Source organism: Paenibacillus typhae (genome assembly GCF_900099765.1).
Lineage (GTDB): Bacteria > Bacillota > Bacilli > Paenibacillales > Paenibacillaceae > Paenibacillus_AQ > Paenibacillus_AQ typhae.
This window is the reverse complement of record NZ_FNDX01000047.1, coordinates 36,488-48,169: the sequence shown is the minus strand read 5'-3', so window position 1 is coordinate 48,169 and position 11,682 is coordinate 36,488. Positions and strand designations below refer to the sequence as shown.

Below are 11,682 nucleotides of genomic sequence, written 5' to 3'. Positions count from 1 at the left end.
ATGCCGTTCCCTCTACGCCGGAGGGTTCTTCGCTGTTGTACCAAGTTCTTTACAGCTTCCATGGCCTTCGTCCAGTTTAGCGAGACTCGGCTCCCTCTTTTCCCCTTTGCAGGGCCTTTTTGACGACGCGGCAGGATTCACTTGATGTTGCGGCCTGGGTTGTTGCTCGCCCGGTCTCTGACCGGTACTTTTGTCGATGCGCTTTTACACACAGATTTCGCCATGCGCAAGCATCCTAGCTACAAGAGTGGCTTGGCCCCTCTCTTGGTTGGACTTGCACCAACTAGATAATGCGTGCCTCTGGGCACGCCAGAACAGGAAAAAGCCCATTTCCGCATGCTGCGGATATGAGCTCCCTTAATCCCCTCTTCAATGCAGCTGACGCTGCGAAATTTCACTCAGCGCTTCTCCCGCTTCGTCGGCAAAGATTTGTTTTACAGCCAAATCGCCAAGTGATACCACACCGATCAGCTTGCCGCCGCGTGTTACCGGCAGGCGGCGGATTTGTTCCGAAGCCATCCGTTCAGCGGCCTCATCTACAGTAGCGGACTCCTCGATCGAGACCACCTTGCTGCTCATCACGGTCTCCACAGAGGAAGAACCCGGGTGCTTCTCCGCGTACCCCCTGAGAACCAGGTCCCGGTCCGTAATAACGCCGATGAGCTTTCCTCCCGCTTCCGAGTCCACTACGGGTATAAACCCGGTATCGTAGTCTCTCATTTTGACGGCAACTTCATAGACATTGTCCAGCAGCGTAACCGCTGCAGGCTGCGATGTCATCACTTCCCGGACTGTTTTCACAAAAGAACCTCCTGTCTGCTCCGTAATATACGGAAGTAGGTTCCCCTCATTCGGGCAAATTATGCACAATCGGAACCATTATTCATTCAGGCAGGAATCTGCAAGTGCCACCAGCAGTCTGGCACCATGCAGCATCGCATCCTCATCAAAATCAAATTTACTGTGATGATGCGGATATACGGCATTCTTGTCCGGATTCCCTGCGCCTACAAAGATGAAGCAGCCGGGAATCTCTTTGACATAATAAGCGAAATCTTCGGCCGGCATGATTTTTTCCATTTGTATAACCTGCACTGTATCCCCAAGCGCTTCAGGGGCAACCCGGAAAAACCGGCTGAACTCTGCTTCATCATTGACAAGCGGCGGATACCCCATCATGTAATCCACCTTTGCTTCCGCCCCGTAGACCGCGGCAACTGCAGCCGCCATCTCTTCAATTCTGCGGCGGATCAGATATCTTGTCTCTTCATCAAAAGCCCGGACAGTCCCTGTTATCCGGCAGCGCTCCGCAATGATGTTCTGGGCAGTACCGCCTTGAATCGTTCCGATGCTCAGGACAGCCGGCTGCAGCGGGTCCACACTGCGGCTGACAATGGTCTGCAGCTGGGTTACCAGCGCCGCTGCAGCTACAATGCTGTCTACCGTACGGTGGGGCATCCCGCCGTGTCCGCCTTTCCCGGTAATATCAATGAAGAATTCGTCCGCCGAGGCCATCAGCGGGCCTGGCGCACTGCCGACTGTTCCCAGCGGCAGCGGTGTCCACAGATGCAGCCCGTAGACGGCATCTGCTCCCTCAAGCACGCCTTCGGCGATCATGTCCTTTGCCCCGCCCGGACAGATTTCCTCCGCCGGCTGGAACAGGAAGCGCAGCTCGCCCTTGAGCTCGTTCCGGCGGGCGCTGTAATAGGCCGCTGCTCCAAGCAGCATCGCCGTATGCCCGTCATGCCCGCAGGCATGCATAACACCGGGGTTCTGCGAAGCATATTCGCTTCCGCTCTCCTCAGTGATGTTGAGTGCATCCATGTCAGCACGCAGCACCACCGTCTTGCCCGGACTGCCCCCTTTGAGAATTCCGGTCAGTCCGTAACCGGCTTTGCTGCGCCTTACCTCTATGCCAAACGCGGCCAGCCTGTCCGCCACAAAAGCCGATGTTTCCTTCTCTTCATACGACGGCTCCGGATGACGGTGCAGATGTCGGCGCCATTCCACCATGTCCGGAAGCAGCTGTTCAATCTCTCTTTTATCCATTACGGTTCCATTCCCTTCTCCCAAGTGTTTATATTGTAGCAGAATCGCAAAAAACTGTGTATCTGCAGAGCCGGTCTGCCTTGCACAACCCCTGGAAACATACTATCATGAGGAAGAACATCTATAATATTGCTACGAAATTATCATTATACTTCACAAGGGGGATATGTGCGCTATGATATTTGAGAACACTGGCCTCGTAGGACTGCAAAGCGACCTTCAGTATCTGGATGAAAGTGCGGCCAAAGCCGGATTTATCCGCTGGCAATGGGAATACTACAGGGCCACTTACGATTGCAAGATTGAGGATCACCAGAACGGCGGCGAATATTTCCTGCGGATCAACACACGCGCCGTCGAAGGCAAGCTGGAAAAGCCCGATGCCGTGCTTGCGATTGAAGCCGTTTACCTGGGCAAGGCCACCTTTCCCCACGGCCTGGAGTACGAATCCCCGGTTCCTCAGCCCGTACTGGATACTGCAGCACAGCGCATTCTTGAGCTGAAAGGACTGCTTGAAGCTTGAACACCGTAAAAGGAAAAACCAAACAAAAAACCAGCCTGCCCAAAAGAGGCACACCTGATTTCCAGCTGCTCATCCTGACTCTGCTGCTTGTCGGCTTTGGACTCGTCATGGTGTTCAGCTCCAGCTCCAGCCTCACGCTGGCCAGTGAAAAGTTCGGAAACGATCCGCTCTACTTCCTTAAGAATCAGATTCAGTGGGTAGTGGTTGGCAGTGTCGTAATGTTTACTGTGATGAATATTCACTACAGCAAATTCAAGAAATGGTATGCCCCGATCTTTTTGCTTACGCTCGTGCTTCTGCTGCTGGTAGCCTTCTCTGAGCGCACCAACGGTGCCAAGAGCTGGTTCAACATCGGCGGCCTCGGCATCCAGCCCACGGAGCTGGCCAAAATCTCCATTATTCTGTATCTGTCTGCGCTGATAACCAAAAAGGGTGAGCGGCTGAGAGATTTTCGCACCGGCTATATTCCGGTCATGGTCATTGTCGGCATTGTTGCCGGTCTTATTATGATGCAGCCGGATCTGGGCTCCTGTCTGATTCTCGTGGCAACCAGCGGCCTCGTTATTTATGCCGGCGGTGCCAGCATGAAGCATATTCTCGCCTCTATCGCACTTCTGGTGCTCGGTGTAGGAATTGTAATGGGTGCAAAGACCGCCATCGACTTCCTGTCGCCGCAGACTGCTACTGTTGCCGCAGATAATAATTACAAAATGGACCGCATCACTGCTTTTCTTGACCCGTTCCAGGATGCCGAAGACGGAGGCTATAACATTATCCAGTCACTGACGGCACTGGGAGAAGGAGGTACAAGCGGCGCCGGCTTCGGACAGAGCATCCAGAAGCTGCACTACCTGCCTTATCCTTACACGGACTTTATTTTCGCCGTTATCGGCGAGGAGCTCGGTTTTATCGGGACTGCTGTTTTCCTGCTGGTCTATCTGTACTTTATCTGGAGAGGGATTCTGATTGCACTCAGATGTACCGACCCTTTCGGTACGCTAGTCGGTGTCGGGGTCATGGGGCTGATCGCCATTCAGGCCTTTGTCAACATCGGCGGAGTCACCAAGACGATCCCGCTTACCGGGGTCACCCTTCCGTTCATCAGCTACGGCGGCTCTTCACTGGTCGTAACGATGTTCTGCATGGGCATTATGCTGAGCATTTCGCGTGAAACCAACCGCCCGGCCAAAGAAGAGGTCACCAAATCTGTAACCACCGTCAGACAGGTACGCGCCAGCCGCTGAATCTGCCGGTTCAAGCTTCATAAGATACAAAAAGGCAGTCCGGAAAACCAACACCGGACTGCCTTTTTGTATTCTTGGCTTACGAGATTTCGTCGTTCTTAAAGGCAACGCCTTCTACTTTTACATTGACCTCAACAATATGAAGCCCTGTCATGCTCTCTACCGCTTCACGCACGTTCTGCTGCAGCATCCGGCAGACCTCATGAATCGGTGTCTCGTACAATACGATAATACGCAGGTCCACTGCAGCTTCAAGCTGTCCGACTTCGACAGTGACACCCTTCTGCACATTCTTGCCGCTGAGGCGTTTGGCCCAGCCTTCGGATAAGCCGCCTGACATGGCCGCTATACCCGGAGTCTCTAATGCCGCAAGTCCGGCAATTTTTGAGACGACATCATTGGATATCCGTATATTTCCCATTTCAAGTTGAAGTTGTTCCGCCATGCCATATCCCCCCTACACTCATTATCAATTATTGTAATTCGAAAACAGGCTAAAAAGCAAATGACTTCTGCAGCACCGTTTACACTCCGGTTTAATTTGGGTATATTGAAATATGAATTTAACCTACATACAAAGATCGGGGTGTGTTTCACTTGAAAAAATGGATTTCTCCGGCGCTGCTGATAATCACTTTTATCTTAAGCGCAGTCGGACATTATGCGGACTGGGATCACACGCTGCAATTCGTGTTATCCGCAGTTGCGGTTGTTTTTGTAGCCGGCTTCCTCGGCCGGGCAACCGAAAGCGTAGCCCACTATGCCGGACAGCGGCTGGGGGGCTTTCTTAATGCCACCTTCGGTAATGCCGCAGAGCTGATCATCGCCTTCTTCCTGGTCAAGGAAGGGCTGTTTGACATGGTCAAAGCGAGTCTCACCGGCTCCATTATCGGCAACCTGCTGCTGGTGCTGGGCCTGAGCATTTTTGCCGGAGGAATGAAGTTCAAGGTTCAGAATTTCAACGTCACGCTGGCCGGGCTCAACGGCTCACTGATGATCGTTGCAGTCATCGCCCTCTTTGTTCCTGCCATGTTCTTTAACACCCACTCCATCACCGAACGGGACACGGATGTGCTAAGCCTGGTTGTAGCGGGTCTGCTTATTGCCTCTTATATGGCGTGGCTGATCTTCTCCATGATTACCCACAAGAAATATCTGGCCGATGTAACGGATGACAGCGCAGAGGAGCTGCCCAACGAACATGCCCCTGCCTGGTCCAAGGGCAAGTCGATCCTGTATCTGATTCTGGCTACGGTAATGGTCGCTTTTGTCAGCGAATGGCTGGTCGGCACGCTGGAGACGCTGACCGAGCGCTTCGGCTTCAGTGAACTGTTCGTCGGAGCGTTCCTCGTCGCTATTATCGGGAATGCAGCTGAGCACAGTGCGGCGATTATGCTGGCCATGAAGAACAAAATCGGGGCTGCAGTAGAGATCGCTGTCGGCAGCAGCCTGCAGATCGCCCTGTTTGTAGCGCCTGTCCTCATCTTCGCCAGCTACTTCCTGGGCAATACCATGGACATCGTCTTTACGACTATAGAGATTGTGGCCATCGCCGTCTCCGTGTTTATAGCCAAGTCTATTATACAGGACGGTTCAACCAACTGGTACGAAGGGCTGCTGCTGCTGGCGGTCTATATGATTCTTGGAGTCTCCTTCTATCTCGTATAGGCTCATTCTCCACCATTGCTGTACAACAAAAAACGCACATGGGCGGCACTAACCCTCATGTGCGTTTTTATGAACAGCTGGAAGCTTCGCCTAATTCCCGCGCTCTTCCGCCTTCTTGTTCAGCGCCTCGTACAGCACAGCCAGATTACGCTCCAGCTCACTCAGTACCTGCTTACCTGTATACTCTGGTACAAGCCCCGCTCTGACCGCAAAATCGACCTCTCTGGAGAAGCCGTACATCTGGGTATCCAGCACTTCCTCATAGAGAGGGCAATAACGAGTCGCCAGATTCTCCATCTGCACTTCGATGAGCTTCTGAATTTTATCGGCATCTTCTTGTAGAAGAGTAATTGCTTTAAGATTAAGCTGTTCCTGCAAATCCGATGAAGTCATGCATTTTCCCCCCCATGTCCAAAAGTTACAGCTGTTATTGCTATTTAGTTTAATATTAGTCGAAATTGAGATTCAATACAAGAATTCAGTTTCACGACTGCAAAAAAACGCCCTGCCGCATAGGCAGGACGTCTTTGAGGCTGATAGATTACTCAGCAACAACCGTAAAATTCAGACCGTGCTTGGAGAAAACTTCGCTCATTGCTTTCTTTGCTTCTTCGGCATCAGTGCCGTGAACATGAAGTTCGTAGCTTTGACTGGAAACCAGAGTTGTAAACAACCCAAGGATACTCTTTACGTCAATGTACTTGTTGTCCGCCTGAAGGACGATTGATGAGTTGAACTGGCTTGCCGTTTGGGCAATATCCACGATTGCCGCATTGTTACTGGACATAGGAATCCCTCCGCAACTTGATTAGAAAAACTTAGTTCGCTTGTTCATTTGTAACCAATTCCATGATACCTTGAATCCGCTTACTCGCGCAAGGTGTTTTCTGTTGATTACATTTTATTTCAGGTTTTCTGGATTCAGACCATCAAGCTCCGGAATCACGAAAATTCCATCCTTGCGGATCAGCACATCATCAAAATAAATCTCCCCGCCGCCGTACTCGGGACGCTGGATCAGTACAAGATCCCAGTGGATGGAGGAACGGTTGCCGTTGTCGGTCACATCATATGCCTGCCCCGGAGTGAAGTGAAGGCTGCCGGCGATTTTCTCATCGAACAGAATGTCCTTCATCGGATGCAGGATGTACGGATTGAAGCCGATTGCGAATTCACCGATATGGCGCGCACCGTCGTCGGAATCAAGAATTTCGTTAAGGCGGGCAGTATCATTGCTGGTCGCTTCCACAATTTTTCCGTTCTCGAAGCGGAATTTCACATTTTCAAAAGTGATGCCGTTGTACAACGTGGCCGCGTTATAGCTGATCGTTCCGTTAACGGAATCGCGGACAGGAGCGCTGTAGACTTCACCGTCAGGGATATTTTTCTGGCCGGAGCATTTCTCCGCACCGATTCCTTTGATCGAGAAGGTGAGCTCTGTTCCGGGACCTGTGATCCGCACCTTGTCTGTCTTCCGCATAAGCTCCGCAAGGGCATCCTGGGCTTTGTCCATCTTGGCATAATCCAGGTTGCATACTTCAAAGTAGAAGTCTTCAAAAGCTTCTGTGGTGGTGTTGGCCAGCTGGGCCATGCTCGCGTTAGGATAACGCAGAACTACCCATTTGGTATGCTTGACACGCTGCTCGCTATGTACCGGATGAGAATAGAGGGAATTGTACAGCTTCATATTTTCTTCCGGCACATCTGCCAGATCGTTGACATTCTCGCCGGCACGGATACCGATATAGCAATCCATCTGCTTCATGCGGTTCAGGTCGATCTCAGCCCAGGTCTTAATCCCCTCCGGGGTTGCATATTTAAGCATGCTGCGCAGAACGGTGCGGTCAGTCAGCTGGACAAAAGCGTTGCCGCCGGCTTTACCGACCTCCTCCACAACTGCTTTGATCAAATCTCTTTCGCTGCCGATCATTTCGACCAGCACATTTTCGCCCGGCTGCACGTCTACGGAATAACCCACAAGGTTTGCCACCAGCTTTTGAATTCTTGGATCCTTCATCCTGCTCGCTTCCTTCCTCTTACATAAAAATGGCATACCGTTCTATTGTAGCACGCCCTCTACTCAGCGCAAGCCTTCCTTGCCCGGTAACCTTCTATTGATAGCCGTAAAAATCCACCTTGGTCACATATGCTTCCCCGTCTGCGGGATCTGTCATCCCCGGATAACGGATGGTCCGCGTCCAGGTCAATCTCTTGGGCAGGCTGTGCCTGGAGTCCACCTTCATAAAATAGACGGAGGTCACTTCAGCTTCATCTATCCGCTGTTTAAGCTCCCTGGATTTCTGTGTCCAAAGCGTATCCATCGCTTCCCTGACCTCAGCAGTCTGCCCGGCAGATTCAGCTACTGACTCTTGCCGGATTGCCTGCATTTCCCGTTCCAGCTCCTCAGACAGCTGCCGCTTGGCTTCAGCAGGACTTAACCTGATCCGCAGCACCCGGATTCCGCCGGAAGAACCGGATTCCTCAGTTACCTGCGTGTCCGGCTTCTGCAGCTCCTCCAGCTGCTGCAGGGGGTTGAGGCCGGCAAGCCTGCCGGCTTCACCGGATTGCTGAGGCTGCCATTCCCCATTCTTCTTCTCCAGCTTTGTATAGAAGGAGGGAGCGGCTGCCTTGCTCCGGCCTGACTTTTTCACGCCTTGCACAGGTACCGACCTGGTCTCCCCCGCCTCATCCGGAAGCAGGGAATACAGGCTGATCCGGCTATGGTCCTGCACTTTGCCTCCATAATACAGGGCTGACTCCGGTACAGGCTTCCCCGCTATGAGGAGTGCCGCCGAGCCTTCAAACGTAACGGCATCCTTTCCGTCCATTCCGGCCAGAGCCAGATTCAACTCCTCCGCGGCCGGCCGGCCGCCGGGTGCAGCGCATCCACTGAGCAGCAGCAGGGCAGCAACCGCCGAGAGTCCTTGCTTATGTGACAAGACCGGTATTTTCATGGCACCCATGCCTTTCCTGATCGTTTATCTTTCTAGGGTTCTCCTTCTAGCACAGGCTTATGCACTATAAAACCCTAAATGGGGTCTAACATGGAAGCACACTTCGACGCTTTGAGGGACTCCGTTCTTATCTAGCAAAAAAAAGAACCCTTTTGGCCGGTAGCCTAAGGATTCTTAAGAGTTACATCTGAATTTTTGCTGTCAATGACCACCTGGTTCCGCCCGTTATTTTTTGCCTCATAAAGCGCCATATCCGCCCTGTAAAAAAGGGATTCCACGCTTACCCGCTCATCCGTCCAGCTCCATTCAGCGATTCCGCAGGATACCGTGACCCGCGGCTCCGTCTCGCCCATCACCCGCTTGCGGATCCGTTCAGCCACGAACCGGGCCTGCTGGATTCCAAGCTGCGGCAGATAGACCGCAAGCTCCTCACCGCCCCATCTTGCTGCTATATCACCTTGCCGGATGGAAGATTTGACAATTTCACTGACCTGCTTCAGGATCTTGTCACCCTTTTGGTGACCGTATGTATCGTTCACCATCTTGAACTGGTCGATGTCTACTACAACCAGCGTTCCGCAGAAATCTTTTGTCTGCCGCTCCTTGATCTCCTCATCCAAATAGTGCCGGGCGTACAGGCCGGTCAGGCTGTCCCGGTTCGCCAGATAGCGGACCTCGGCATGCAGGCGGGCATTGCCGACCGCGAGTCCAATGTGCCCCGCCATCGCCTGCAGCAGACGGAAGCTGTCATAGGAGAAATAATGCGGCTCGCGGTGGGTCAGCATAATCGCGCCGCGGACCTCTCCGCCCACATTCAGCGGAGTTGCAATCACCGACTGCGACTCCGTTGCGGTCATTAGCCGGGAAGAGACGCCTGCGGTATTGCTGTATTCTGATAAAATAAGCGGCTCCCCCAGTTCATACACCTGTCCGCCCAGGCCCTTGCCTGTTTCGATAATCTCACCGCGCAGCGGCGGAAAGTTGCAGGCAATCGCTTCAAGACCGCCCTTCTCTTCATTAAGGTGCAGTATACAGCAGTAATCGGCGCCGAACATCTCCAGCAGCTCTTCAAAGGCGTATTGGAAAATGTCCCCGAGCCGCAGACTCTGGTTGAGGCGCTGGGTCAGCTCACTCATCATGCGCAGCTCGCGGATCAGCTGATTGGATCGCTCATACAGCTTGGCGTTCTCGAAGGCTGTTCCTGCAGTATCAGCAATCATGGACAGAAAACGGAGATCCACAGCCGGGAAGGATGGCTTGTCCAGCATCATATGAAATACGCCGTATATCCCCTGCTTGCCGCCCAGCGGCAGGCCGATCTCTACAGAATTATTATCACGCCCGGCATGCAAAGTCACGCGCCCGTCCTTGAAGGCCTTGGCGCAGACATCGTCCTTGCCCCAGCGCAGCGGCAGCGGTTTGACCTGCGGGTGGGTGCTGCGGTGATCCTGCGACATGAACAGCTCCAGCCTTACACCCGGATACATCGCAGAGATGCTGTCGATCACCTCGGTCAGCACAGCGTTGACGTCAATGTTGTCATGCATCCGCTGGACGATCTGGAACAACAGGGAGCGGCGGCTGCTTTCACGCTCGGCATGCTGGTGTACGCCTGCCAGATCAGAGACAAATACATGCTCGAACCTGCGGTAAAAGCAGGTCTGGTAGTGCATCGCCATCGCTTCTGCCGTATGCCGCCCGCCCAGCTGGTATTGCTCAGCCGGCATTGCACAGCCAAGCAGGGCAAAGATTTCACCTTTGCTTCTTGTAAACACAGGGAGCACCAGCAGCTGCACCCCGGAACTGTCCGCCGGAACTTCTGCGGCGAATGTAACAGGCTCCCGTGAGTCCAGGCTGCCGGCTGCGCCCTTCTCCCACTCTGTTCTCCAGAGCCCGCTCTGTGCACCGGTCCCGTCAGCCGCTTCAATCCATTCTCCTTTATAGTTAAGTACACACCAATCCCACAGCTTTGCAAACGGAGGCACCTTCAGCCCCCGCCACTCTCTGAAGCTCTCTGCAAGCAATTGGCCTGCGTACGGGAAATCATAGGATACGATATCCGTCTCCCTCAGCCACGCGGCGGGATCACCTGAGTCTCCGCTTGATTGCATTGTGTCCTGCAACAGCATACGTGTATCTTTCTGAACGCATGCTTCCTGTTCCGACATAAATAGGATCCCCTTTGCATCTCAAATTAAATATATCCGGTAACATCTAATTAGCTATATTTTACTCCCTTTCTTCCTGTAATGCATTATATTTTCCTAAAACCCGGGATTTTTTTTAGGACCAAAGAACTAACGACAAAGATAGACAAAATCTTATAAAAGAAGAACTTGACTTTGCCTGTTGTTTTCATATAATATTTATTGTTGAACAAGACTGATAAGAAGTCTTACTTGGGCGTAACGTTGTGTCACCCTCACGCATCCCGTTACTGCCAGGGCAGCGGCTGAACTTCCCAGGCAGAGTGAAACCAAATACACGCTTTCACGAAGACGGTTGCGGCACAAATAGGCCCTACCATGAAATTTCAATTATAAAGGAGTCTACTTTAATATGGCACGTTACACCGGACCTAAATTCAAACTCAGCCGCCGTCTGGGCATTTCCCTTAGCGGTACAGGCAAAGACCTGAAACGCCCTTTCCCTCCGGGACAGCATGGCGCTAACCAACGCAGAAAAGTAAGTAACTACGGAATGCAGCTTTTGGAAAAACAAAAACTCCGTCACATGTACGGTTTGGGCGAGAAGCAATTCCGCACTTTGTTCTCCAAAGCTCAGAAGCTCCAGGGTATCGCGGGCGAAAACTTCATGTTCCTGCTCGAAAGCCGTCTGGACAACCTGGTTTACCGTCTTGGATTTGCTAACTCCCGTGCAGGCGCACGTCAGCTGGTAGCCCATGGCCACGTAACCGTAAACGGCAAAAAAGTCGACATCGCTTCTTACCGTGTAAGCGTAGGCGATGTAATCGGTCTTCGTGAAAGAAGCCGTTCCATGAAGTCCATCAAGGAAGCTCTGGAAAACCGCAATCACCTTCCAGCTTACCTGGAATATGCTGATGCAGCATTCGAAGGCAAATATGTTCGTTTGCCGGAACGCGCTGAGCTGTCCCAGGATATCGATGAAAAGCAAATCGTCGAGTTCTACAACCGTTAAGATTGGTTCGATCAAAGCCTCCGGTTCTCCGGAGGCTTTTTTTGAAATATAAGAATTTATATGTTTTACGCTATCAATCATCCTT

General features: G+C 52.4%; 12 protein-coding genes. 4 read left to right on the top strand and 8 right to left on the bottom strand.

Features of this window, described 5'->3' with window-relative positions; all coding sequences use genetic code 11:
* Nucleotides 1-369 precede the first annotated feature (369 nt).
* Both BLR64_RS25285 and BLR64_RS25280 read right to left on the bottom strand, forming a co-directional pair.
* Nucleotides 370-801, bottom strand: a complete 432-nt coding sequence (locus BLR64_RS25285) for a CBS domain-containing protein (protein WP_208607231.1) — start codon at nucleotides 799-801, stop codon at nucleotides 370-372.
* A 78-nt stretch (nucleotides 802-879) separates the two neighbouring features.
* The gene (locus BLR64_RS25280; RefSeq protein WP_090718874.1) at nucleotides 880-2,049 is read right to left on the bottom strand and encodes a M20 family metallopeptidase; all 1,170 of its coding nucleotides are present in this window, start codon (nucleotides 2,047-2,049) and stop codon (nucleotides 880-882) included.
* Between the two features lie 175 nt (nucleotides 2,050-2,224).
* Between BLR64_RS25280 and BLR64_RS25275 the strand changes: the two genes are divergently transcribed.
* Together BLR64_RS25275 and ftsW are read left to right on the top strand one after the other, a co-directional pair.
* The gene (locus BLR64_RS25275) at nucleotides 2,225-2,572 is read left to right on the top strand and encodes a YugN family protein (protein WP_090718872.1); all 348 of its coding nucleotides are present in this window, start codon (nucleotides 2,225-2,227) and stop codon (nucleotides 2,570-2,572) included.
* Nucleotides 2,569-3,816 carry a putative lipid II flippase FtsW gene (ftsW, locus tag BLR64_RS25270; RefSeq protein ID WP_090718870.1) on the top strand — a complete coding sequence of 416 codons (1,248 nt, stop codon included), beginning with the start codon at nucleotides 2,569-2,571 and terminating at the stop codon, nucleotides 3,814-3,816. Before BLR64_RS25275 ends, ftsW begins: the two co-directional genes overlap by 4 nt.
* Nucleotides 3,817-3,895: 79 nt before the next feature.
* Here ftsW and BLR64_RS25265 read toward each other — a convergent pair whose 3' ends face one another.
* Entirely contained in the window at nucleotides 3,896-4,261 is a 366-nt protein-coding gene (locus tag BLR64_RS25265; protein WP_019911482.1) for an Asp23/Gls24 family envelope stress response protein, read from the bottom strand.
* Nucleotides 4,262-4,413: 152 nt separating this feature from the next.
* Here BLR64_RS25265 and cax point away from each other — a divergent pair, with 152 nt between their 5' ends.
* Complete coding sequence (gene cax, locus BLR64_RS25260; RefSeq protein ID WP_090718868.1) at nucleotides 4,414-5,484, top strand: calcium/proton exchanger; 1,071 nt, start codon at nucleotides 4,414-4,416, stop codon at nucleotides 5,482-5,484.
* 90 nt (nucleotides 5,485-5,574) lie between these two features.
* Here cax and BLR64_RS25255 read toward each other — a convergent pair whose 3' ends face one another.
* The 5 genes from BLR64_RS25255 to BLR64_RS25235 form a co-directional block, all read right to left on the bottom strand.
* Nucleotides 5,575-5,877, bottom strand: coding sequence for an Fpa/YlaN family protein (locus tag BLR64_RS25255; RefSeq protein WP_068727580.1), 303 nt, complete (start codon nucleotides 5,875-5,877; stop codon nucleotides 5,575-5,577).
* Between the two features lie 148 nt (nucleotides 5,878-6,025).
* On the bottom strand, nucleotides 6,026-6,271 hold the full coding sequence (locus BLR64_RS25250) for an HPr family phosphocarrier protein (RefSeq protein WP_039872573.1): 246 nt from the start codon (nucleotides 6,269-6,271) through the stop codon (nucleotides 6,026-6,028).
* Nucleotides 6,272-6,385: 114 nt separating this feature from the next.
* A complete protein-coding gene (locus tag BLR64_RS25245; RefSeq protein WP_090718866.1) occupies nucleotides 6,386-7,501 on the bottom strand; it encodes an aminopeptidase in 1,116 nt (371 codons plus the stop codon).
* Nucleotides 7,502-7,595: 94 nt separating this feature from the next.
* A complete protein-coding gene (locus tag BLR64_RS25240) occupies nucleotides 7,596-8,438 on the bottom strand; it encodes a hypothetical protein (protein WP_139172094.1) in 843 nt (280 codons plus the stop codon).
* Nucleotides 8,439-8,602: 164 nt separating this feature from the next.
* Nucleotides 8,603-10,606, bottom strand: a complete 2,004-nt coding sequence (locus BLR64_RS25235; protein WP_090718862.1) for a sensor domain-containing diguanylate cyclase — start codon at nucleotides 10,604-10,606, stop codon at nucleotides 8,603-8,605.
* A gap of 391 nt (nucleotides 10,607-10,997) precedes the next feature.
* On the opposite strand from BLR64_RS25235, the gene rpsD reads away from it, so the two are divergent.
* Nucleotides 10,998-11,597, top strand: a complete 600-nt coding sequence (gene rpsD, locus BLR64_RS25230; RefSeq protein WP_068727586.1) for a 30S ribosomal protein S4 — start codon at nucleotides 10,998-11,000, stop codon at nucleotides 11,595-11,597.
* The last annotated feature ends 85 nt before the right edge of the window (nucleotides 11,598-11,682 follow it).

Excerpts from the sequence above, each read along its gene's own strand:
- BLR64_RS25280 (WP_090718874.1), bottom strand. The coding sequence starts at position 2,049 with ATGGATAAAAGAGAGATTGAACAGCTGCTTCCGGACATGGTGGAATGG.
- BLR64_RS25275 (WP_090718872.1), top strand. The coding sequence starts at position 2,225 with ATGATATTTGAGAACACTGGCCTCGTAGGACTGCAAAGCGACCTTCAG.
- BLR64_RS25265 (WP_019911482.1), bottom strand. The coding sequence starts at position 4,261 with ATGGCGGAACAACTTCAACTTGAAATGGGAAATATACGGATATCCAAT.
- BLR64_RS25255 (WP_068727580.1), bottom strand. The coding sequence starts at position 5,877 with ATGACTTCATCGGATTTGCAGGAACAGCTTAATCTTAAAGCAATTACT.
- BLR64_RS25250 (WP_039872573.1), bottom strand. The coding sequence starts at position 6,271 with ATGTCCAGTAACAATGCGGCAATCGTGGATATTGCCCAAACGGCAAGC.
- BLR64_RS25245 (WP_090718866.1), bottom strand. The coding sequence starts at position 7,501 with ATGAAGGATCCAAGAATTCAAAAGCTGGTGGCAAACCTTGTGGGTTAT.
- BLR64_RS25240 (WP_139172094.1), bottom strand. The coding sequence starts at position 8,438 with ATGAAAATACCGGTCTTGTCACATAAGCAAGGACTCTCGGCGGTTGCT.
- BLR64_RS25235 (WP_090718862.1), bottom strand. The coding sequence starts at position 10,606 with ATGTCGGAACAGGAAGCATGCGTTCAGAAAGATACACGTATGCTGTTG.
- rpsD (WP_068727586.1), top strand. The coding sequence starts at position 10,998 with ATGGCACGTTACACCGGACCTAAATTCAAACTCAGCCGCCGTCTGGGC.